Below are 21947 nucleotides of genomic sequence, written 5' to 3' on the forward strand. Positions count from 1 at the left end.
TCACATCAGATTAGAATTAACCCGCCAACCCGACGAACATATCCTGCACGTCATCATGGTTGTCCAAGCCTTCCAGGAAGGCTTCGACTTCAGCCATCTGCTCATCGCTCAAACCGCTTACCGGGTTCTTCGCGATGTAGCCCAGCTTGGCCGACAACACGGTGAAACCCTGCTCCGGCAAGGCTTTCTGCACGGCGTCCAGGTCGGTGGTCTCGGTGATGAACAGGGTCGTGCCCTCTTCTTCGCCTTCTTCGAAATCCTGGGCACCGGCTTCAATCGCGGCCATTTCTGGATCGGCTTCCGGGCTGTCCGGCGAGGCTTCGATGAGGCCCACATGGTTGAAGTCCCAGGCCACGGAGCCGGACGCACCGAGTTGGCCCTTGCGGAACGCCACACGGATTTCTGCCACGGTGCGGTTGATGTTGTCGGTCACGCATTCAACGATCAGCGGCACCTGGTGCGGGGCAAAACCTTCGTAGGTCACGCGGTGGTATTGCACGGTCTCACCGAGCAGACCGGCGCCTTTTTTGATCGCGCGTTCCAGGGTTTCCTTGGGCATCGAGGCTTTTTTGGCCTGCTCCACCACCAGGCGCAAGTGTGCGTTGGTGGAGGTGTCGGCACCGTTACGGGCAGCAATGGTGATCTCTTTCACCAACTTGCCGAAGATCTTGCCCTTGGCATTGGATGCCGCTTCTTTATGTTTGACTTTCCACTGTGCGCCCATGACTCACTCTCTTCTGTCCATCGCGCCGAGACGTCTACTGGCCGGCGCTTTGGGGGCAGAGTTTATAGCGCTGAAACACTCTAATCCACCAAAAAACCGGCCATGCCCCTCAGGTCCGCAAGGGATTGATTGCGCGCTCACGGTCGGGCACGAAGTCACCCACCTGCGCCAGCACCGCCGGCCTGGCGTTCCAGTACGGCATCAACACCAGCGAGGAAAACAGCGCGGCACCGGCAAACACAATGAACACTGTGACCGTGTCGAAGTAGCCCGGCAGCAAGCCGCCAAGGATCGCCCCCACCGAACCGCAGCCGTTGACGAACCCCGCCGCCGTCGCGCCGGCCTTGGCGGTGCCGAAGTCGATGGCGGCGGTGCTGCTGATCATTGAGTCCGGCCCGTACAGGGTCAGGCCCATCACAAACAGCAACGCCATCACCAGCGCCACACTGCCGGTGTGCAAGGCGCCCATGAACAACGCCAGGGCCACCGTCAGCGCCAACAGGCTGAGGACACAGGCCGGCATGCGCCGGGCGCCGAACAGTTTGTCGGACGCCATGCCGATCATGATCGGCCCCAGCAACCCCGCCAGCTCGAACGCCGTCGGCACAATCGCCGCGCCGACCTTGCCCACCGACGGCATCTGCTCATACACAATCACCGGCCCCCACAACAGGATCGCGTAACGCGCCGGTTTCAACAGAAAATACGCCAGCCCCAGGGTCAACACCGTACGGTTGCGCAAAATGGCACGCAGCGGCGCCAGCACACTGGGGTTCTTTTCAGCAGCAGTCTGTTCCGGCTCCGGTTCCACCGCCGGCAAGCCCACATCCTGTGGCGTGTTGCGCTGAAAAATGAAAAACAGCACCGCGACCACGGCGACCACAGCGGCACTGGAGATAAACGCCGCATGCCAGGTGCCGATCAGCGTATACGCCCACCAACCCGCAAAGGGCGACGCCACCAGGCCACCAAAGGCGTAGCACGAACTCCATAACCCCAGCACCCGCCCACGCTGCTGCGCCGGGAAGAAGCTGCCGAGGTTCTTGCACAACCCCGACCAGCCGGTGGACTGGGCCAGGCCCTGGATCAACATGCAGGTGACAAAGATCGGCAAAGTGGCAAACGTGCCCATCACCAGGGCGGCGGCGGCTGAAATCAGCAACCCGCCGAGCACCACCACACGTGGCCCGAAACGGTCGGCAAGCATGCCCCAGGTGAACTGGCCAACGGCGTAGGCCGCCAGGTAGATGCCATCCAGGTTGGCCATCATCATCTTGTCCAGCGGGAAACTCGGGTCGTCGACGATCCCCAGTTTGGCCACCGAAAAGGCTTTGCGGGTGAAGTAGAAGGCGGCGTACGCCAGCCAGGTGATGGCGAAAATCTGCACGCGCCAACGCTTGATGCTACTCAAGGGAGTATTCATGGTGGTTCTGACCTCGGGTGTGAGTGTGCCGGCAGAATGAAAAGCAAACGCCTGTATTTTTATTGTTGAGCACTGCAGTACCGGCGCCTGGGAGGCGGCGGTACTGGTCAGATGAGTCCTGCTGGTAAACACGCAAAAGACCCATGGCCGCCAAAGGTGTAGGGCTCGACCTACGGCGACTGGGGCTATAAAAGCAATGGCTGACTAATAGGTAAAATCGATTTATCGTATTTCAAATATAAGCTGAGCTTGTAAGAGGATTCGCGATGTCGGTGTCCCACGCCCAACTCAAAGCCTTCCATGCGGTGGCCGTGCACGGCAGTTTTACCCACGCCGCCGAGCGCTTGTTCCTCAGCCAGCCGGCCATTTCCGACCAGGTGCGCAAACTCGAAGAACGCTTCGGCGTGCTGCTGTTTCATCGCAACAAACGCTCGGTGCGATTGACCGACCTCGGAGAGCGCCTGCTGAGTATTACCCAGCGCTTGTTTGCCGTCGCGGCGGAAGCCGAAGAGCTGCTGCAGGATTCCCGCGCCTTGCAAACCGGCACTCTGACGCTCGCGGTGGATGCGCCCGTGCATGTGTTGCCGCAGATCGCGCGCTTCTGCCAGTTATATCCGGGCATCAGCGTGAAGATCGAAACCGGCAACACCGATGAATCGCTGTTTCGCCTCTACAACTATCAGGCCGACCTTGCGCTGCTGGGGCGCGATGTGGACGACGAGCGGCTGCTGTCACTGCGCTTGCCCGATGATCAATTGCTCGCGTTTGTCGCCCGCAACCATCCGTGGGCGGGGCGCGAGTCGATCTGCCTGGCGGACCTGGACGATACGCCGCTGGTGTTGCGGGAAATCGGCTCGGTGACCCGCCAGACCCTGGAGCAGGAAATGCACCAGGCCGGGCTGCGGATTCGCCCGGCGATCCAGGTGGAAGGCCGCGAAGCCGCGCGGGAGGCGGTGGTGGTGGGGATTGGCGTGGGGGTGGTGTCGGCTGCGGAGTTTGGGGCGGACTCACGGGTGTACGCGATGCCGATCCGTGATTGTACGCAGCGGATGAAGGAAACCCTGGTGTGTTTGAAAGAGCAGAGTTCGCGGCGGGTGGTGGCGACTTTTCTGGAGATTGTGCGGGAAAGTTTGCGGTGAATTTGAGGGCCCCTTCGCGAGCAAGCCCGCTCCCACACTTGACCGAGTTCTACCCATGGAATGCGGTCAAGTGTGGGAGCGGGCTTGCTCGCGAAGGGGCCAACTAGACCTTGAGCCAACACCCTCTAAGGCGCCAACTCGAAAAACGCCTGAATCAACCGCAACTCCCGCCGCCGCTCCATGCACCCGATCACATGCCGGTTCACCAGCCCCTCACCCTGGATCGGAATCGCGTGCACCCGCGGATCCCGGCTGACCTCCATCGACGACACCACCCCAACCCCCAATTCCGCTGCCACCGCTTCCGTCACCGCCTCACGGCTGTCCAACTCGAGCAACACCCTGGGCTGCACACCGGCCTGGGCGCAGGCATCGTCGAAAGTGCGCCGGGTGATCGAGCTGGGCTCACGCAGCACCATGATTACCTGATCCAGCTGCTCCAACCGAATCCCCTCAGGCGCCGCGAACCACGGGTGACCGGCAGGCACCAACGCGCAAATCCGGGACTCGATCAACGGCTGCAAATGCAGGCCCTTGCGCGGCTCCACCTCCGTCAACACCGCCACATCGGCGCGTTCCGACAATAGCGCCGCGAGGGTTTCCTGAGCGTTGCCCAGGCGCAAATTGACGGTAATCCCCGGATACCGCTGCCGCAGGCTGGCCAACATCGGCATGACCATGTGCGGCCCGTCCGCCGCTACTTCAAGGCGCCCGGTGAGCAGTTGCCGGTTGGCCTCCAGCAAGGTCTGCGCCTCCTCCACCAGGCCGAAGATCGCCCGGGTGATCGCCGCCAGCTTGGTGCCCTCCTCGGTTAACTCCACCCGCCGCGCGGTACGCCGCAGCAGGGCAATCTGGTAGTGCTCCTCCAGCGCCTTGATATGCCCGGTCACCGCCGGCTGGCTGATGAACAGGCGCTCGGCCGCCCGGGTAAAACTGCCCTCGCGGGCGACGGCATCAAATGCACGCAGTTGAAACAGGTTCATAGCTATCGGCCTCACTGATAGCTCGCATAACAACAAACAATTTGATTGATGACAAGCCAAACTGCAATTTAGGCGCCGTAAGTTCATCCCATTGTTTTGCGAGGACACACGAATGAGCACTGCCGCGCCGATCCTGCTGACCCCCGGGCCCTTGACCACCTCGGCCCGTACCCGCCAGGCCATGATGGTCGACTGGGGTTCATGGGATGACCGCTTCAATCAACTGACCGCCAGCCTCTGCGAGCAGCTGCTGGTGATCGTCAACGGCACCGACAGCCACGATTGCGTGCCGTTGCAAGGCAGCGGCACCTTCGCCGTGGAAGCGGCCATCGGCACCCTGGTCCCACGAGACGGCAAGGTGCTGGTGCTGATCAACGGCGCCTACGGCAAACGCCTGGCGAAGATTTGCGAAGTGCTCGGCCGCGAGTTCAGTACCTTTGAAACCGCCGAAGACGAACCCACCACCGCCGCCGACGTCGACCGCCTGCTGCACGCCGACAAGGGCATCACCCACGTCGCACTGATCCATTGCGAAACCAGCACCGGGATTCTCAACCCGCTGCCCGAGATCGCCCAGGTCATCGCCCGCCACGGCAAGCGCCTGATCATCGACGCCATGAGTTCCTTCGGCGCGCTGCCGATCGACGCCCGCGAGGTGCCATTCGACGCGCTGATCGCCGCCTCCGGCAAGTGCCTGGAAGGCGTACCGGGGATGGGTTTTGTGTTCGCTGAAAAGCAGGCGCTGGCCGCTGCCCAAGGCAACAGCCATTCCCTGGCGATGGACCTGTTCGACCAGCACAGCTACATGGCCAAGACCGGTCAGTGGCGCTTCACTCCGCCGACCCACGTGGTCGCCGCACTGCACGAAGCGCTGCTGCAATACAACGAAGAAGGCGGCCTGCCCGCCCGGCACCAGCGCTACGCCGACAACTGCCAGGCGCTGCTGGACGGCATGGCCGAACTGGGCCTGCGCAGCTTCCTGCCTGCGGCGATCCAGGCACCGATCATCGTCACCTTCCATGCGCCGAAAGACCCGCGCTACCAGTTCAAGGAGTTCTACGAACGGGTCAAGGCCAAGGGTTTCATCCTGTATCCCGGCAAATTGACCCAGGTGGAAACCTTCCGCGTGGGCTGCATCGGCCATGTAAACCAGGCCGAGATGCAAGCCGCTGTCGCGGCGGTGGCCGAGGTGCTGCAAGAAATGAACGTGCTCGAGATATAAAACTGAATTGCCTCCTGTAGGAGCGAGCTTGCTCGCGAAAAACCCGAGGGCGCCGCGCTCATCCAGCATGCCAGCGTCATCGTTAACGACCTTCGCGAGCAAGCGCACGCCTACATAAATCCCCTTTAAACAGGATCTGAACCATGAACTACGCAAACCCAACCCAGCTTCAAGCCGCGATCCTCGACTGGGCCGGCACCGTGGTCGATTTCGGCTCGTTCGCGCCCACGCAGATTTTTGTCGAAGCCTTCGCTGAATTCGACGTGCAGGTTTCCATCGAAGAAGCCCGTGGCCCGATGGGCATGGGCAAGTGGGACCACATCCGCACTCTGTGCGACCAGCCGCAAGTGGCCGAGCGCTATCGCAAGGCCTTTGGCCGCACACCGACTGACGATGATGTGACCGCCATCTACCAGCGCTTCATGCCGCTGCAGATCGAGAAAATCGCCGAGCACTCGGCATTGATCCCCGGCGCCCTGGACACCATCGCCAACCTGCGCAAGCAAGGGATCAAGGTCGGCTCGTGCTCCGGCTACCCCAAGCAGGTAATGGACAAAGTCGTCGAACTGGCCGCCACCAACGGCTACGTTGCCGACCACGTGGTCGCCACCGACGAAGTACCCAACGGTCGCCCATGGCCAGCCCAGGCTCTGGCCAACGTGATCGCCCTCGGGATTGATGATGTCGCGGCCTGCGTGAAGATTGACGACACCGTGCCGGGCATTCTCGAAGGCCGTCGCGCCGGGATGTGGACCGTGGCGCTGACCTGTTCGGGCAACGCCCTGGGCCTGACCTACGAGCAGTTCCGCGCCCTCGATGCCGGCACGCTCGCCAGCGAACGCACACGCATCGAGGCCATGTTCGAAGGCTCGCGCCCGCACTACATGATCGACACCATCACCGACCTGCCTGCGGTGATCGCCGACATCAACCAGCGCCTGGCACGGGGTGAAATGCCGCAGGGCAACTGATCGAGATCAAAAGATCGCCTATACACCCTCCTCTCACGGGCAAACCTCGTAAAACAGGCTTACATTGGAAGGACTCCGTCGCGAAAGAACGGAGGTTTGCCCTGATGAGTGAGGAAGAAAGCGATGCCCTGGAAAAATTCCGATACGCGTTACAGCACCATGTCGATTGCGTTGCACTGGCTGATGGTGGTGCTGCTGGCGGTGGTCTACGCCTGCATTGAGTTACGCGGGCAGTTTCCCAAAGGCAGCGGCGCACGTACGTTGATCGTGGAAATGCACTTCATGTTCGGCCTGACGGTGTTTGTGCTGGTGTGGCTACGGTTGTTCGCCCGCAGCCTGGGGGTGGCGCCGAAGATCGTGCCGGCCCCACCGCAATGGCAATCCTTGCTGGCCACCCTGATGCACATGGCGTTGTATGCCTTGATGATCGGCATGCCCATCGCCGGCTGGCTGATCGTCAGCGCCGAGGGGCATTCGGTGATGTTCTACGGCATCGAGTTGCCGCCGCTGATTGCCGAAAACAAGGCGTTGGCCAAGGAGATTGAAAGCTGGCATGTGCTGTTCGGCAAGGTGGGTTACTGGTTGATCGGGCTGCATGCGTTGGCTGCGATCGTTCACCATTACATCCTGCGCGATACTACAGCGCTGCGAATGATGCCGGGGCGCGAGCGAAATCATGGATGACTGTAGGAGCGAGCTTGCTCGCGAAAAACGAATAGGCGACACGGGCAACCTGATAGCGCTGCGTTCTCGTTGACGTTTTTCGTGAGCAAGCTCGCTCCTACAGAAAGCCCCGGCGGCCTTGTAGGCCACCGGTGTGGACGAAGATCAGGCGGGTGCCGGGGGAAAATCTTCCGGCTTCAATCTGCTGCTTCAACGCCAATAACGCTTTGCCGGTGTAAAGCGGCTCCAGGGGCAGGCCACAGGCTTGCTCGGTGGTGTCGATAAAGGCCAGCAACTCCGGATCGACCTTGGCAAAGCCGCCCCGGCTGGCCTCCAGCAATTCATAACCCTCCTGCACAAGCGTGTGTACCTGCTGCGCCACCCCATGGTCGTCGGGCACCGCCAGCGCGCCATACACCGGATGCGCGCCCGCCTCGGCCAGCACCAATCCCGCCAGCGTGGTGCCGGTACCCGCCGCCAGCCACCAACCGTGATAATCCGCCCAGCCCAGGCCACTTAACTGCGCCTGTGCCTGACGGACCAACACCCCGCAGCCCAACGCACCGGCCACGCCACCACCGCCTTCAGGCACCGGGTGCAGGTGCGGATACTGCTCGCGCCAGGGCAGCCAGAAGTCCGGCTCATTGCGCGCGCGATAGCCGCCATACCCCAACCAATGCAGTTGCATGCCGAAGGCCTTGAGGTCGAGCACCGTGGGCGTGTCTTGTGGATGGCCACGCAGCAAGCCAACGGTGGGAAAGCCGAAGCGTTTCCCGGCCGCCGCCAGTGCATGCAAATGATTGGAGTAAGCCCCGCCCAGGCTGATGATCCCGCTGGCCCCCACCGCCCGGCCTTGCGCCAGGTGCTCGGTGAGCTTGAACCACTTGTTGCCGCTGATCAGCGGGTCGATACGATCCAGGCGCAGCACGGCGACGTCCACCGGCCCCATCCAGTCGAGCTTCAGGGGTTCAAGGGGCGCGTGGGGAAGCCAGTCGAAAGGACCCATAAGGGCGGTTCTGCACAAGAAAAGGGGCGGTAGTCTACCACCGCCCCTTTTGAGTGTTTACAGCTCGGCCGCCAGGCGCGAACCCTGGTTGATGGCGCGCTTGGCATCCAGCTCGGCCGCCACATCCGCACCGCCGATCAGGTGCACGTTCTGCCCGGCTGCGACCAGGCCATCCTGCAATTCCCGCAGCGGGTCCTGGCCGGCACAGATGACGATATTGTCCACCGCCAGCACCTGCGGCTCACCCTCGGCGCCAATGCGGATATGCAGGCCGTCGTCGTCGATCTTCAGGTACTCGACGCTGTTGAGCATCTGCACCTGTTTGTTCTTCAGGCCGGTGCGATGAATCCAGCCGGTAGTCTTGCCCAGGCCGTCGCCGACCTTGGACGTCTTGCGCTGCAACAGGAACACTTCACGCGCCGGCGCATGGCGCTCGGGCTTGATCCCGGCCACACCGCCGCGGGCTTCAAGGTGGGTGTCGATGCCCCACTCTTTCCAGAACGCCTCGCGGTCCAGGCTGGTGGACACGCCCTGGTGCACGAGGAACTCCGACACGTCAAAACCGATACCGCCGGCACCGATCACGGCCACGCGATGGCCTACTGGCTTGCGCTCCAGAATCACGTCCAGGTAGCTAAGCACCTTGGCGTTTTCCACACCCGGGATGGCCGGCGTACGCGGCGCGATGCCGGTGGCAAGAATGATCTCGTCGTAACCACCCGCAACAAGCTGCTCAACGTCGACCCGAGTGTTCAGGCACAGCTCGACGTGGGTGGTCTGCAACTTGCGCTTGAAGTAGCGCAGGGTTTCAAAGAACTCTTCCTTGCCCGGCACGCGCTTGGCGATGTTGAACTGGCCGCCGATCTCGCTGGCCGAATCAAACAGCGTCACTTGATGCCCACGCTCGGCGGCAACGGTGGCGGCCGCCAGGCCCGCAGGACCGGCACCCACCACGGCGATTTTCTTGATCTGCTTGACCGGCAGGTAGTTGAGTTCGGTTTCGTAGCACGCACGCGGGTTGACCAGGCAGGTGGTCAGCTTGCCGCCGAAGGTGTGGTCCAGGCACGCCTGGTTGCAGCCGATGCAGGTGTTGATTTCATCGGCGCGGCCTTCGGCAGCCTTGTTGACGAAGTCCGGGTCGGCCAGGAATGGGCGGGCCATCGAGACCATGTCGGCGTCGCCTTCGGCCAGGATCTGCTCGGCGATTTCCGGGGTGTTGATCCGGTTGGTGGTGATCAACGGAATCTGCACCGCCCCGCGCAACTTCGCGGTGACCTTGCTGAACGCGCCACGCGGCACCTTGGTGGCGATGGTCGGGATGCGTGCTTCGTGCCAGCCGATGCCGGTGTTGATGATCGTTGCACCCGCCTGCTCGATGGCCTTGGCCAGCTGCACGATCTCTTCCCAGGTGCCGCCGCCTTCCACCAGGTCGAGCATCGACAGGCGGAAGATGATGATGAAATTCGGGCCTACGGCTTCGCGCACCCGGCGCACGATTTCCACCGGCAGGCGCATGCGGTTTTCGTAGCTGCCACCCCAACGGTCGGTGCGGTGGTTGGTGTGAGCCGCGAGGAACTGGTTAATGAAGTAGCCTTCGGAGCCCATGATTTCCACGCCGTCGTACTCGGCGACCTGGGCCAGTACCGAGCAGGTGACGAAATCATTGATCTGCTTTTCGATACCTTCTTCGTCCAGCTCTTTGGGCTTGAACGGGTTGATCGGTGCCTGGATTGCGCTTGGCGCCACCTGTTTCGGGCTGTAGGCATAGCGCCCGGCGTGGAGAATCTGCATGCAGATCTTGCCGCCCGCCTCGTGCACCGCTTTCGTCACGATCTTGTGCTTCTGCGCTTCTTCGTCGGTGGTCAGCTTGGCTGCACCGCCATACACCCCACCTTCATCGTTCGGGCCAATGCCGCCGGTGACCATCAGGCCCACGCCGCCACGGGCGCGCTCGGCAAAATAGGCCGCCATGCGCTCGAAGCCGCCGGGTTTCTCTTCAAGGCCGGTGTGCATCGAGCCCATCAGGGTGCGGTTACGCAGGGTGGTAAAACCCAGGTCCAACGGGGCCAGCAGGTGCGGGTAGGCAGCAGCGGTCATGGTACAGCTCCACAACGGATCATCACGGGACGTGGAGCGCTCGAATGGCACTCCATCGGTTTATGTCCCACAGACTAAGAGGCTGCCGGTTGCCGCTCAATGACTGTAACTGACAAGTTATTGATCCAAATGCGCAGCGCCCCTTGGCAACTGCGTACATGAGCCCTACCCTAGGTACCGAACCCTGCACCCGGTCCGTTGTCTTTTTCCCATGCGTAAACTTCTTGGATTCACCCTCATCATGGCCCTGGTCGCCGCCGTTTCCGCCTATCTGGTCTGGACCCAGGAACGCCCAGTGGGCCATTACCTGTCCGACCTGCGGATCAACCTGGCCGTCGACCAAGGCGTACCCGCCGACCGCGGCAACCTGCTGGGCATCCAGCCGGAACTGTTCCCCGCCGACTACCAGAGCCTGGAACGCCTGCACCTGAAGCTGGCGGCCTACCTGCAAAAGGCCCGCGACCAGGGCTTGATCAACGACAAGACCATCGTGGTGCTGCCGGAACATATCGGCACCTGGCTGATGGTCAGTGGCGAGAAGAACGAGCTGTACCAGGCCACCAACCTCAAGGAAGCGATGAACTGGCTGTCGGCGAGCAACCCGTTGTTGTTCGTGCGGGCGTTGATCAGCGCCAAGGGGGATGACCGCATCGACGACGCCTACCTGCGCATGAAGGCCCCGGCAATGGCCCGCGACTATCAGGTGCTGTTCGGCGGCCTGGCCAAGGAATTCGGCGTGACCCTGGTGGCCGGCTCCATTGCCCTGCCCAACCCGAGCGTCAGCCAGGGCCAACTGCAGATCGGCCACGGCGCGTTGTACAACACCAGCGTGGTCTTTGACCGTGATGGCTTGGCGGTGGGCCAGCCGCAACGCCAGCTGTATCCGATTTTCGATGAACGCGGCTTTATCGAGCCCGGCGACGAAAACACCGTCAGCGTGGTCGACACCCCGGCCGGGCGCCTGGGCATCCTGATCGGCAGTGACAGCTGGTACCCGGACAACTACCGCAAGCTCAACGAGCAAGGCGCGCAATTGGTGGCGGTACCGGCCTTCGTGATTGGCCGCGAGACCTGGGACAAGCCGTGGCGCGGTTTCAAAAGCGTGTCGACACCACCGGAAATCAGCCTCAAGCCGGAAGAACTCAGCGAAGGCGAAGCCTGGCACCGCCTGACCCTGATCAGCCAGCAACCCATCAGCCAGGCCACCGCCGGCATGAGCGTGTTCCTGCGTGGGCAATTCTTCGACATGGGCAGCGCCGGGCAAAGCTTCCTCAGCAGCAACGGCCAGGTGTTCGCCGACGGCAATGCCCGTGGCGCACGCCTGCTGAACGTGTGGCTGTAACGCGATGAAACCGGTGCGGCTTGGGGACCTGTCGGTGGGTTTTGTCCACACCTTGGCCGATGCGATCCACAGCCATGGCCTGGACCCGCAACCGTTGCTGCTGCAATACGGCTTTGACCCTGCGCGCCTGGCCGAGGCGGGTGCTCGCTTGTCGATCCCGCGTTATATGCGCCTGGGCCACGCCGCCATCCAGCTGACCGGCGACCCCAGCCTGGGTCTGCGCATGGGCCAGCTCAGCCGCTTGAGCCAGGCCGGCCTCGCCGGTGTTACAGCCGCCCAAGCGCCCACCGTTCGCGAAGCCGCCCGCACCCTGACGCGCTTCGAAGCCTTGTACGGCTCCAACTATCGAGGCCAGTCGAGCTTTCACGAGGACACTGACGGCGCCTGGCTGCGCTTCTATTCCATCAGCCCGTACAACGCGTACAACCGCTTCGTGGTGGACTCGATCATCGCCGGCTGGCTGCATCAATTGTCGAGCATAAGCTTGCAACCGGTGCAGGCGCAGCGCATCGAAATCGAATTCGAGGCCCCCGACTACAGCGAACGCTATAGCGTGCTGGGGGACTGCCCGATCCAGTTTGGCGCCGAGCACAATCAACTGCGCCTGAGCCAGCAAACCCTGGCCATGCGCAACCCGGAACATTGCCCGAGTACCTGGCAATTACTGGTGCAGTTGTGTGAACGGGAATTGGAGCAGTTGACGCGCACCCGCAGCCTGCGCGAGCGCATTACCCGGTTGCTCGGGCCGATGCTCAATGGTGGCCGGGAACCCGACCTGGAAGAAGTGGCGGCACGCTTGAAACTGCCGACCTGGACCTTGCGGCGCAAGCTGGCGGAAGAAGGGACTCAGTTCCGGGCGATTCTCAATGACACTCGCCGCGACCTGGCCATGACCTATATTCGCGATACCGAACTGGCATTCGGTGAAATTGCCTATTTACTCGGTTTTGCCTCAGCGGAAGCCTTTCAACGGGCCTTCAAGCGCTGGAACAGCCAGACCCCAGGGGAATTTCGCCGCAGTCAGCGGCATTCCGCCTGACGTCTGTCTTACAGCTCGGTTGCATCATCGGCCGGATCCAGCGGATCCAGTTCGAAGGCGTGGTACTCCAGCAGTTCTTCCTGGTAATCGTCCATTATTGACTCCTTGTTTTATGAAAAGGGGTTGCTAAGTGACCTGCACAACCAGCCTAAAGTGCCGTCATGACGAAAAAATGTCCGTGGCATGACGTTCCTGCACTTCAAGATTAAACGTAGCAGGGTTAGGTTGATTTAGCCGGGTGAATTTTAGATGCAACTGCAATCATTGCAATTGCAATCACAAGCCGAATTCCATTAGGGTAAGAGCACCCGTTGCCAAGCGACCCTGCTCATGACTGCCAGCACCGAACGCTCTGCCCTGATCTGTATCGACGCCCTGAATGCAATGCAGCAGCCCCGCTGTTCGCCACTGTATAGCGTGATGACCATGGCTAACACCCTGGAGTCCAGCCGGCAGGCATGGGTGATTCGCGGCCAGTCGCGCTCCCGCCGGGTGATGAGCTGGCCCACGTGGTTCGCGCGCAACACCGGGGAAAAGCCCATGTTGTACCTGCACACGGCCGCGTCATCGGCGCAGTTGCGCGCACTGTCCAGCGAAACCCGCCAGCGGGGCATCTTGTGCAACGACAATGAAACCCGGCCCTCCCCTTCACTGCCCTTATGGCTGGCCAGCAATCCCCACTGCACACCTTATGACCCGGCCTCCGGCGAGGAAGCCCGGGCGATTGTGCTGGCAGGTTTGCAGGCGCTGTATGTCGACGGCCAGTCGGGCTTTTACTACCTGGCACTGCACGACCAGCACGACGGGCCGAGGTTGAGCCCGCAGGATTGTGACCATGCGCTCAGGGGCATGTACAGGGTCCGACGCTCATACACGAGCGAGTTGAAGGTGCGGTTGCTGGGCGCGGGTCGAGCGTTTGAAGAAGTCGTGCACGCCGCGCGGTTGCTAGAAACGGAGTGGAACGTCGAGGCACAACTGTGGAGCTGCCCCAGCTACACACGGCTGGCCCGCGAGGCGGAGGCGGCGCAACGCTGGAATCGCCTGCACCCGTTGGCACCGAAGCGCAGTTGCCATCTAAGGGATTGCCTGGCTGGGGATGGCGCGCCGGTGGTCGCGGTCACCGGGTATCCGCAGCCGATCGTCGATCAGTTGGCGGGGTATGTGGATGCGCGGTTTGTGGCGTTGGGCGCGGGCTCGATAGAGGCGTCAGCACCCGGTCGATATTGGATCGCGGTGCTGGCATTGAAGGCTTTGGCGGATGACGGCTGGATCGAAGCAGAACAGGTGGAGACCGCCCTGCATCGATATCACCTGAAATGACGATCTGTAATCCATCACAGATCAAATGTGGGAGCGGGCTTGCTCGCGAAGGCGGTGTGCCTGTTGATATTTCTGTTGCTGACACACCGCTTTCGCGAGCAAGCCCGCTCCCACACGGGATCCGCGTCGCCTGGAATATTGGCTTCAGGTCTTACGCCGCCCACGGGTCTGCACGCCCGCCTCCACCGCCAGCCCCGCCGTGCGTTCCAGCGCCTCGGCAAAGCCCCGGCGTTGCTCGCTGTCGAGCTGCGACAAAAACAACTCGTCCACGCTGCTTTCGTAGATTTTCCACATCTTTTTACGCAACACCCGGCCCGCATCGGTGATCGAGACAAAGGCTGCACGCCCGTCACCGTCGGAGCGCGAACGCACCACTAGGCCGTCCTTTTCCAAGCGGTCCACCAGGCGCGTCAGGTTGTAACGCTCGATGGCCAGCACATCGGCCAATTCGTGCATGCGCCGGGTGCCATCGGGGCCACTTTCCAGGCCCCATAAAGCGTCGTACCAGGCATACGGCGGCAGACCGGCATCGGCCAGGCGCCGTTCGATTTCACGGATGACCGTCCTGTGGGCCCGAACAAAACGGAACCAGACATCAGGCTCTTTCGACGACATGCAACACCATCCGGGGAATTTCAAGAAGGTTGCAATAGTAGCTCATCCCGCGCTAGATTCAGTCATGTAGTTGCAATTGCAACTACATTCGCAAAGCTCCCACAAGGAGCCCACACGCTGAAACCCGTCCACCCTGGAGCCTGACATGACCCCGAACACTGCAGTACGCCTCGACGACGATCCACAGGAAACCCGCGAATGGCTGGAGTCCATCGAATCGGTGCTGTCCACCGAAGGCCGCCCGCGCGCGCATTACCTGATTGATCAGTTGCTGGATTTCGACGTGGCGCGGCATGGCGACTTCTACGGGCGGGTGACCACGCCTTACGTCAACACCATCCCGGTGGACCGCCAGTTGCCCTACCCCGGCAACCTGGCGACCGAGCGGCGGCTGAATGCGTTTATTCGCTGGAACGCGATGGCCATGGTGCTGCGCGCCGGCAAACATTCCGGCGTGGGTGGGCATATCGCGACCTACGCGTCGGCTGCCGTGCTGTATGACGTAGGCTTCGACCACTTCTTCCGTGGGCGTACCGAGAGTTTCGATGGCGACCTGGTGTACATCCAGGGCCACTCGGCGCCGGGCATTTACGGGCGTGCGTACCTCGAAGGCCGAATCAGCGAAGCGCAACTGGACAACTTCCGACGGGAAGCCGGCGGCGACGGTTTATCGTCCTATCCGCACCCACGGCTGATGCCCGATTTCTGGCAGTTTCCTACAGTATCCATGGGCCTCGGACCGATCACCGCCGCCTACCAGGCGCGCTTCATGCGCTACCTGGAGTTCCGCGACCTCAAGCAACACCAGGGCCGAAAGGTGTGGGCATTCCTCGGTGATGGCGAGATGGATCAGCCGGAATCCCTGGCATCTATCTCCCTGGCCGGGCGCGAGAAACTCGACAACCTGATCTTCGTGGTCAACTGCAACCTGCAACGACTCGATGGCCCGGTGCGTGGCAATGGCAAGGTGATCCAGGAGTTCGAAAGCCTGTACCGCGCCGCCGGCTGGAACGTGATCAAGGTGATCTGGGGCGGCGGCTGGGATGCGCTGCTGGAAAAGGATAAAAGCGGCTTGCTGCGCCAGCGCATGATGGAATGCGTGGACGGCGACTATCAGAACTACAAATCGCAAAACGGCGCCTACGTGCGGGAACACTTCTTCGGCAAATACCCGGAGTTGCTGGCGCTGGTGGCGGACATTTCCGACGACGATATCTGGAAACTCTCACGAGGCGGCCATGACCCGGACAAGGTCTACAACGCCTATGCCGCCGCCGTGCGCCACAGCGGCCAGCCTACAGTGATCCTCGCGAAAACCGTCAAGGGCTTCGGCATGGGCGAGGCCGGCGAAGGCCAGAACATCAACCACCAATTGAAAAAGATGGGCGCTGAAGCCGTCAAAGCTTTCCGCGACCGCTTCGGACTGGAAGTGGCCGACGATCAACTGGCCGAAATCCCTTATCTCAAACCCGCTGCCGACAGCGAAGAAGCGCGCTATTTCGCCGCGCGCCGCCAGTCGTTAGGGGGTTACGTACCGGCTCGCCACAGCGCGGTCGAGTCGTTGAAGATCCCGGAACTGGAAGCCTTCGCCACCCAGCTCAAGGACACCGGCGAGCGCTCGATTTCAACCACCATGGCCTTCGTGCGCATCCTCGGCACCCTGCTCAAGGACCCGAATCTGGGCAAGTTGATCGTGCCGATCGTGCCGGACGAGTCCCGCACCTTCGGCATGGAAAGCCTGTTCCGCCAGATCGGCATTCACTCCGCGGTCGGCCAGCTCTACACCCCACAGGATGCCGGTCAGCTTTCCTACTACAAGGAGAGCAAGGACGGACAGATCATGCAGGAAGGCCTGAATGAATCCGGCGCCATTTCCTCGTGGATCGCCGCGAGTACGTCCTACGCCAACCACGGGTTGATGACCGTACCGTTCTACATCTTCTATTCGATGTTCGGCTTCCAGCGAGTGGGTGACCTGGCCTGGGCCGCGGGCGATGCTCGGGCACGGGGTTTCCTGCTGGGGGCCACCGCCGGGCGCACGACCTTGATGGGCGAAGGTTTGCAGCATGACGATGGCCACAGCCATGTGCTGTCATCGGTGATCCCGTGCTGCATTTCCTACGACCCGACCTTTGCCTTCGAACTCGCAGTGATCATTCGCGAGGGCATGCGCCGGATGTACGTCGAGCAAGAGGACATTTACTACTACATCACCCTGCTCAACGAAAACTACCCGCACCCGGCGATGCCCGACGGCGTCGAGGATGGGATTCTCAAGGGCATGTATCGGTTGAAGGCGGCTGAAGACACCGCGCAACCACGGGTACAGCTGATGGGCAGCGGTTCGATCCTGCGGGAAGTCATCGCCGCCGCTGATTTGCTGCGGGATGACTTCGCCGTGGCCAGTGATGTGTGGAGCGTCACCAGCCTGACCGAGCTGCGCCGGGAAGGCCATGCCGTGGAGCGCTGGAACCTGCTGCACCCGGAAAGCGAGCCGCGTACCAGCTATGTCGAGCAGTGCCTGGAGGACCAGCCCGGGCCCGTGGTGGTCGCTACCGACTACATGAAGATCTTTGCTGACCAGATCCGCCCGTTCGTACCGGGCCGGCGTTTTGTAGCGCTGGGCACTGATGGCTTCGGGCAATCGGATACCCGCGAAACCTTGCGTGAGTTCTTCGAGGTGGACCGGTATTTCATTGCACTGGCGGCCTTGAAGGCGCTGGCGGATGACGGCCTGATCAGCCGCACCAAGGTGGCGGAGGCGATCAGCCGCTACGGGATCAACGTCGACAAGGCCAACCCCGTAGCGGTGTAGTTACTGCGCAGGCGTCGGCAGAGGCGGAATCGCTTCGGTCGGCGCCGGCAGCGTTGGTTGGGTAGCCTCCGGCGCAGGTGCCGGGGTTTCCTTTGGCGCAATCGGTGCAGGTTCTGCCGGCGGTACGACCGGCTCCGATGCCGCTGGCTCAACCGCCGGCGTCACGGGGGCCGCCGGGGTGGCGGGCACTTCTTTCGGCGCTTCTTTAGGCGCCTCCACCTTATCGGCCACCGGAGCTGCCTTCGGTTCCGGAATGCCCAGGTCAGCCTTGGGTTTCTCTGGAATATGCGCAGCCTTTTTCACTTCCTGGGGCAGGAAAACATCCACCAGCGCGAAATAACGCTCATAGAACTTTGGCGCAGACACCGTCTCGCTGGCCACCTTGACCATCGAATCATCGGTGGAGCCAATCGGCATCGACACCGAGCCCAACACACCCACGCCGAGACTCGCGGAGTTGTTGACCTTCTTCAGCGCGTAGCGATCCTGCAAGGCGTTGGCGAACATCGTCGAGTGATGATTGCCACTGCCATCGTCGGCACACACCACGTTGAAACTGATCTGCAGGTGAGTTTCGCCGGTCTGCTGGAAGCTCTTGTTACCCGCCACCAGCTTTGGATCGCTGCTGGTAATGATGTAACCCTGGCTCAACAGCGCACGCCGCGCCGCTTCGCAGGCGGCGGTATCACTGACCGGGTAATCCCGGGAAAACGTACCGGAGTCGTCGAAATTCTCATGTTCATAAATAGCGGTCTTGGGTGACGAGCAGCCCGCAGCGCCCGCCAGCACCAGCGCCAACCCGAGGCTACGCAAGTGAAATGATGTCGACATCGAAAATCCTGAGGAAAACAGTCAGGGCGGTATTGTGCAACAGAACGTGGCCTTGGCGCGCGAATTCCTGTCGGTAAAACGTCACAGCCTTATGGGACGGTGTCTGCGGGAAAAAGCCGCTCGCCCATATGGTCAATAAACACGCGCAATTTCGCCGAAGCATGGCGACTTGATGGCCAGAGCATCCAGAAGCTGCCGCTGTGGTCCAGGTAATAGTCCAGCACCCGTTGCAACCGGCCCTGCTCCACCGACTCGCGGACCATGAAGTCCGGCAGGCAGGCAATCCCCAGGCCTGCATGGGACACGTACATCAGCGATTCGATGGTGGTGGAGACCAGCGGCGCTCGCAGGACCGGCTCCGGCAGGCCAGGTTCGGGGCGCAATGGCCAGGCTTCCAGCTTGCCGGTGGCGCAGAACTTGTGGCGCAAACAGGCGTGGTCGTTCAAGTCCCGGGGCTGGCGCGGTGTGCCGTGCAGACGCAGGTATTCCGGGGACGCCACCAGCACCAGGCGGTAATACCCGAGATGGCGTGCCATCAAGCGCGAATCCTCGGGTTTGCCGGTGCGGATCACCGCGTCGAAGCCTTCCTCGATCACATCCACCATGCGGTCGGAGAAGTCCACGTCCAGTTCGATCTCGGGATACGCCCGCATGAAGTCCGTCAGCACCGGCATCAACAGGCCCCGCACTTGGGGCAGGCTGACGCGCAGCTTGCCTCTGGGTGTGGCGGATGCCTGGCTCAGCTCCTGCTCTGCGGCCTCGACTTCGGCCAGGATCCGTCGGGATCGCTCGAGAAACAGCGCGCCCTCGCTGGTCAGGGTGATGCTGCGGGTGCTGCGATGGAACAGGCGCACACCCAGGCGCTCTTCGATGCGCGCAATGCTTTTGCCAATCGCCGAGGACGACACTCCCAGCAGGCGCCCGGCCTCGGTAAAGCTGCGGGTTTCCGCCACCTGCACAAACACTGAAATACTGCCGAGGCTGTCCATCGTCTCGCTCCCGAGGATTGCGGACGTTGGCGTCCGATAAGTTCGGAACCTTAGCCTGTTTTTCTACACCGCGCAGCACCCTACTCTGGCTCCCTGCCCTTTCGTTTGAAACCCGGAGCCAATAAACATGAGCGACAACGCCTTACCCTCCCCGGCCCTTGCGGCGAGCCGTGAACGCCTGCCACTGGGCGGTTTGCTGGCATTGGCAACCGCCGGCTTCATCACCATCCTCACCGAAGCCATGCCAGCGGGCTTGCTCCCGCAAATGGGCGCCGGGCTCGGGGTGTCCGACGCCTTGGTGGGCCAGTTGGTGACCCTTTACGCCCTTGGTTCGCTGCTGGCCGCGATTCCCCTGACCATCGCCACCCGGGGCTGGCGCAGGCGGCCGTTGCTGATGATTGCCATCGGCGGGTTTGCCTTGGTTAACAGCGTGACAGCGTTTTCCAGCGATTACCTGCTGACCCTGGTGGCGAGGTTCTTCGCCGGGGTGTTCGCGGGGTTGCTTTGGGCGCTGCTCGCCGGTTACGCCAGCCGCATGGTTGCGCCACACTTGCAAGGCCGGGCGATTGCCGTGGCCATGCTCGGGGCGCCGTTGGCGCTGTCACTGGGCGTGCCCGCCGGGACATTCCTGGGCACCACGGTGGGCTGGCGCCTGAGCTTTGCGATCATGACCGGTCTTACGGTTGTGCTGCTGGCCTGGGTGCGCTGGCAGGTCCCGGACTTTGCCGGGCAGCGAGCGGAAAAACGCTTGGGGCTACGCCAGGTGCTGGCCCTGCCCGGGATTCGTCCGGTGCTGTTTGTGACCCTTACCTACGTGCTGGCCCATAACATTCTCTACACCTATATAGCGCCATTCCTGGTACCTGCCGGGATTGCGGCGGACATCGATCAGGTGTTGCTGGTATTTGGCGTGGCGGCGCTGCTGGGCATCTGGATTGTCGGCGCGTTGATTGATCAGCGGCTGCGTGCGTTGTTGGTGATCAGCTGCGCAATGTTCGCACTGTCGGCCCTGGCGCTGGCGTTCTGGATCACCTCGGCGACCGTGATCTACACCACAGTGGCGTTATGGGGGCTGGCGTTTGGCGGCCTGCCGGCATTGCTGCAAACAGCGCTGGCCAAGTCGGCCGGGGATTCAGCCGATGCCGCGCAGTCGATGCTGGTGACGGTGTGGAACCTGGGCATCGCCGGCGGTGGACTGCTCGGCGGCATGTTGCTACAGGGTTGGGGCGTGACAGCGTTTCCGTGGGCGGTCGTCGCGTTGGTCGTGCTGGCCCTGATGGCGACGCTGCGTTTAACCGATGTTTAAACGAAACGTGACGTAATGTTTCTTAACTCTTATGATCGCCCTGGGTGCGCTGCTGCATACGGCACAGCGCAGGTTAAAGGATAAGCATTGGTCGGGCCGCCAATGGAGACTTGTCGTGCCTGATAAACACCCTGCTATTCCTCGCCCCCAGGTTTTGGTCGAAGGCGCTCTTTCTGCATTGGAGCGGTTTTCACGCATCGAGGCCGTCAGCGGCATCGTGTTGCTGCTGGCGGCGATTGTCGCGCTGATTTGGGCCAACAGCCCGGTCGCCGATTCCTACGAACACTTCTGGAACACCCCACTCACTATCGGGCTGGGAGACTTCACGGTCTCGCGCTCGTTACACTTCCTGGTGAACGACGGGCTGATGACCATCTTCTTCCTGGTGGTGGGCGCCGAGATTCGCCAGGAGATCAGGGACGGTGCACTCGCCAACCTGAAACTGGCCACCCTGCCCTTGGGCGCTGCACTCGGTGGCGTGCTGATGCCGGCGCTGCTCTATACCCTGCTCAACCATGGCACTGAAGCGGCCAGCGGCTGGGCGGTGCCCACCGCAACCGACATCGCGTTTGCCGTAGGTGTGCTGGCGCTGTTGGGTAAATCCATTCCGGCCGGCGTGCGCATTCTGTTGCTGGCGTTGGCGATCATTGATGACATCGTCGCCATCCTGATCATTGCGATCTTCTACACCGCGAGCCTGGACTACATGGGCCTGGTGATCGCAGCCTGCGGGCTGGCACTGGTGCTGGTCTTTCAGCGGATGGGGATTGGCAAGGCGGTTGTGTACCTGCTGCCCGGGGCGATTGTCTGGTTCGGGCTGCTGAAGACAGGTGTACATCCTACGCTCGCCGGCGTGGTGCTTGGCTTGATGACGCCTGTCATTTCAAGGCCCACCCGTGAACGCCCGCTGGACACCATCGGGCGCACATTTAACGAACTGATGGACCGGCTTTCGCATCCCGCTGAAAGCGCTCATCAGGTGGCCAAACCGTTGCAGCAGTTGAGAAAGGCCCAGCGAGAAATGTTGCCGCCGGTGCAGCGGATTCAAGCCGGGTTACACCCGTGGGTAGCCTTCGGCGTCATGCCGCTGTTTGCCCTGGCCAACGCGGGGGTGAGCCTGCAAGGGTTCAATCTGGACGACCCGCTGCCCCACGGCGTGTTCATGGGCGTCATCCTGGCCTTGGTGCTCGGCAAGCCGCTGGGGGTGATGCTGGCGAGTTTCGTGCTGGTCAAACTGAACATCTGCCAACTGCCGGAAGGCGTGACCTGGAACGGCGTCGCCCTGGTCGGCCTGTTGGCCGGGATTGGTTTCACCATGTCGATTTTCATCTCGTCGCTGGCCTTCTCCGATCCGACGCTGCTGTCGGCTGCCAAGCTGAGTGTGCTGAGCGCTTCGACCCTGGCAGCTGTGATTGGCTTGAGTTGGGGCAAGCTCAAGTTTGCGCGTTGAATCAAGGACTGG

General features: G+C 62.0%; 18 protein-coding genes. 10 read left to right on the top strand and 8 right to left on the bottom strand.

What is annotated here, in order from left to right; genetic code table 11:
- Positions 1-16: 16 nt before the first annotated feature.
- Positions 17-724 carry a YebC/PmpR family DNA-binding transcriptional regulator gene (locus tag SNL23_RS24680; RefSeq protein WP_076014219.1) on the bottom strand — a complete coding sequence of 236 codons (708 nt, stop codon included), beginning with the start codon at positions 722-724 and terminating at the stop codon, positions 17-19.
- Between the two features lie 109 nt (positions 725-833).
- Positions 834-2147 carry an MFS transporter gene (locus tag SNL23_RS24685; protein ID WP_318303891.1) on the bottom strand — a complete coding sequence of 438 codons (1314 nt, stop codon included), beginning with the start codon at positions 2145-2147 and terminating at the stop codon, positions 834-836.
- A 266-nt stretch (positions 2148-2413) separates the two neighbouring features.
- Here SNL23_RS24685 and SNL23_RS24690 point away from each other — a divergent pair, with 266 nt between their 5' ends.
- Positions 2414-3286: a LysR substrate-binding domain-containing protein gene (locus SNL23_RS24690; protein ID WP_076014221.1), complete on the top strand. Its 873-nt coding sequence runs from the start codon at positions 2414-2416 to the stop codon at positions 3284-3286.
- A 125-nt stretch (positions 3287-3411) separates the two neighbouring features.
- On the opposite strand, the gene SNL23_RS24695 is transcribed toward SNL23_RS24690, so the two are convergent.
- A complete protein-coding gene (locus tag SNL23_RS24695; protein ID WP_318303893.1) occupies positions 3412-4269 on the bottom strand; it encodes a LysR substrate-binding domain-containing protein in 858 nt (285 codons plus the stop codon).
- A gap of 112 nt (positions 4270-4381) precedes the next feature.
- On the opposite strand from SNL23_RS24695, the gene SNL23_RS24700 reads away from it, so the two are divergent.
- From SNL23_RS24700 to SNL23_RS24710, 3 genes are all read left to right on the top strand, one after another.
- Complete coding sequence (locus tag SNL23_RS24700; protein WP_318303895.1) at positions 4382-5491, top strand: 2-aminoethylphosphonate--pyruvate transaminase; 1110 nt, start codon at positions 4382-4384, stop codon at positions 5489-5491.
- 143 nt (positions 5492-5634) lie between these two features.
- A complete protein-coding gene (gene phnX / locus SNL23_RS24705) occupies positions 5635-6462 on the top strand; it encodes a phosphonoacetaldehyde hydrolase (protein WP_318303896.1) in 828 nt (275 codons plus the stop codon).
- A gap of 123 nt (positions 6463-6585) precedes the next feature.
- Positions 6586-7146, top strand: coding sequence for a cytochrome b (locus tag SNL23_RS24710; RefSeq protein WP_318303897.1), 561 nt, complete (start codon positions 6586-6588; stop codon positions 7144-7146).
- 97 nt (positions 7147-7243) lie between these two features.
- Here SNL23_RS24710 and SNL23_RS24715 read toward each other — a convergent pair whose 3' ends face one another.
- Both SNL23_RS24715 and SNL23_RS24720 read right to left on the bottom strand, forming a co-directional pair.
- Positions 7244-8131 carry a 1-aminocyclopropane-1-carboxylate deaminase/D-cysteine desulfhydrase gene (locus SNL23_RS24715; protein WP_318303898.1) on the bottom strand — a complete coding sequence of 296 codons (888 nt, stop codon included), beginning with the start codon at positions 8129-8131 and terminating at the stop codon, positions 7244-7246.
- A gap of 57 nt (positions 8132-8188) precedes the next feature.
- Complete coding sequence (locus tag SNL23_RS24720) at positions 8189-10228, bottom strand: NADPH-dependent 2,4-dienoyl-CoA reductase (RefSeq protein WP_318303899.1); 2040 nt, start codon at positions 10226-10228, stop codon at positions 8189-8191.
- Positions 10229-10439: 211 nt separating this feature from the next.
- Between SNL23_RS24720 and SNL23_RS24725 the strand changes: the two genes are divergently transcribed.
- The 3 genes from SNL23_RS24725 to SNL23_RS24735 all read left to right on the top strand — a co-directional run bounded on the left by SNL23_RS24725 (position 10440) and on the right by SNL23_RS24735 (position 13929).
- The gene (locus tag SNL23_RS24725) at positions 10440-11570 is read left to right on the top strand and encodes a carbon-nitrogen hydrolase family protein (protein ID WP_076014227.1); all 1131 of its coding nucleotides are present in this window, start codon (positions 10440-10442) and stop codon (positions 11568-11570) included.
- Positions 11571-11574: 4 nt separating this feature from the next.
- Positions 11575-12609 carry an AraC family transcriptional regulator gene (locus tag SNL23_RS24730; protein ID WP_076014228.1) on the top strand — a complete coding sequence of 345 codons (1035 nt, stop codon included), beginning with the start codon at positions 11575-11577 and terminating at the stop codon, positions 12607-12609.
- Positions 12610-12939: 330 nt separating this feature from the next.
- Complete coding sequence (locus SNL23_RS24735) at positions 12940-13929, top strand: transketolase-like TK C-terminal-containing protein (protein ID WP_318303900.1); 990 nt, start codon at positions 12940-12942, stop codon at positions 13927-13929.
- 144 nt (positions 13930-14073) lie between these two features.
- On the opposite strand, the gene SNL23_RS24740 is transcribed toward SNL23_RS24735, so the two are convergent.
- Entirely contained in the window at positions 14074-14544 is a 471-nt protein-coding gene (locus SNL23_RS24740) for a MarR family winged helix-turn-helix transcriptional regulator (protein WP_076014230.1), read from the bottom strand.
- Between the two features lie 145 nt (positions 14545-14689).
- On the opposite strand from SNL23_RS24740, the gene aceE reads away from it, so the two are divergent.
- On the top strand, positions 14690-17359 hold the full coding sequence (gene aceE / locus SNL23_RS24745; RefSeq protein WP_318303902.1) for a pyruvate dehydrogenase (acetyl-transferring), homodimeric type: 2670 nt from the start codon (positions 14690-14692) through the stop codon (positions 17357-17359).
- On the opposite strand, the gene SNL23_RS24750 is transcribed toward aceE, so the two are convergent.
- Positions 17360-18190, bottom strand: coding sequence for a DUF2242 domain-containing protein (locus SNL23_RS24750; protein WP_076014232.1), 831 nt, complete (start codon positions 18188-18190; stop codon positions 17360-17362).
- Between the two features lie 89 nt (positions 18191-18279).
- Positions 18280-19179: a LysR family transcriptional regulator gene (locus SNL23_RS24755; RefSeq protein WP_318303904.1), complete on the bottom strand. Its 900-nt coding sequence runs from the start codon at positions 19177-19179 to the stop codon at positions 18280-18282.
- A 127-nt stretch (positions 19180-19306) separates the two neighbouring features.
- Here SNL23_RS24755 and SNL23_RS24760 point away from each other — a divergent pair, with 127 nt between their 5' ends.
- Positions 19307-20485 (top strand): MFS transporter, encoded by a 1179-nt coding sequence (locus SNL23_RS24760; RefSeq protein WP_318303905.1) that lies wholly within the window; start codon positions 19307-19309, stop codon positions 20483-20485.
- 115 nt (positions 20486-20600) lie between these two features.
- Positions 20601-21935 carry a Na+/H+ antiporter NhaA gene (gene nhaA / locus SNL23_RS24765; protein WP_076014235.1) on the top strand — a complete coding sequence of 445 codons (1335 nt, stop codon included), beginning with the start codon at positions 20601-20603 and terminating at the stop codon, positions 21933-21935.
- Positions 21936-21947: the final 12 nt, after the last annotated feature.

This window comes from Pseudomonas sp. SED1 (assembly GCF_034044025.1).
Classification (GTDB): Bacteria; Pseudomonadota; Gammaproteobacteria; order Pseudomonadales; family Pseudomonadaceae; genus Aquipseudomonas.

Bases quoted from the DNA above. Each gene is read 5' to 3' on its own strand.
- SNL23_RS24680 (WP_076014219.1), bottom strand. From the start codon at position 724: ATGGGCGCACAGTGGAAAGTCAAACATAAAGAAGCGGCATCCAATGCC.
- SNL23_RS24685 (WP_318303891.1), bottom strand. From the start codon at position 2,147: ATGAATACTCCCTTGAGTAGCATCAAGCGTTGGCGCGTGCAGATTTTC.
- SNL23_RS24690 (WP_076014221.1), top strand. From the start codon at position 2,414: ATGTCGGTGTCCCACGCCCAACTCAAAGCCTTCCATGCGGTGGCCGTG.
- SNL23_RS24695 (WP_318303893.1), bottom strand. From the start codon at position 4,269: ATGAACCTGTTTCAACTGCGTGCATTTGATGCCGTCGCCCGCGAGGGC.
- SNL23_RS24700 (WP_318303895.1), top strand. From the start codon at position 4,382: ATGAGCACTGCCGCGCCGATCCTGCTGACCCCCGGGCCCTTGACCACC.
- phnX (WP_318303896.1), top strand. From the start codon at position 5,635: ATGAACTACGCAAACCCAACCCAGCTTCAAGCCGCGATCCTCGACTGG.
- SNL23_RS24710 (WP_318303897.1), top strand. From the start codon at position 6,586: ATGCCCTGGAAAAATTCCGATACGCGTTACAGCACCATGTCGATTGCG.
- SNL23_RS24715 (WP_318303898.1), bottom strand. From the start codon at position 8,131: ATGGGTCCTTTCGACTGGCTTCCCCACGCGCCCCTTGAACCCCTGAAG.
- SNL23_RS24720 (WP_318303899.1), bottom strand. From the start codon at position 10,228: ATGACCGCTGCTGCCTACCCGCACCTGCTGGCCCCGTTGGACCTGGGT.
- SNL23_RS24725 (WP_076014227.1), top strand. From the start codon at position 10,440: ATGCGTAAACTTCTTGGATTCACCCTCATCATGGCCCTGGTCGCCGCC.
- SNL23_RS24730 (WP_076014228.1), top strand. From the start codon at position 11,575: ATGAAACCGGTGCGGCTTGGGGACCTGTCGGTGGGTTTTGTCCACACC.
- SNL23_RS24735 (WP_318303900.1), top strand. From the start codon at position 12,940: ATGACTGCCAGCACCGAACGCTCTGCCCTGATCTGTATCGACGCCCTG.
- SNL23_RS24740 (WP_076014230.1), bottom strand. From the start codon at position 14,544: ATGTCGTCGAAAGAGCCTGATGTCTGGTTCCGTTTTGTTCGGGCCCAC.
- aceE (WP_318303902.1), top strand. From the start codon at position 14,690: ATGACCCCGAACACTGCAGTACGCCTCGACGACGATCCACAGGAAACC.
- SNL23_RS24750 (WP_076014232.1), bottom strand. From the start codon at position 18,190: ATGTCGACATCATTTCACTTGCGTAGCCTCGGGTTGGCGCTGGTGCTG.
- SNL23_RS24755 (WP_318303904.1), bottom strand. From the start codon at position 19,179: ATGGACAGCCTCGGCAGTATTTCAGTGTTTGTGCAGGTGGCGGAAACC.
- SNL23_RS24760 (WP_318303905.1), top strand. From the start codon at position 19,307: ATGAGCGACAACGCCTTACCCTCCCCGGCCCTTGCGGCGAGCCGTGAA.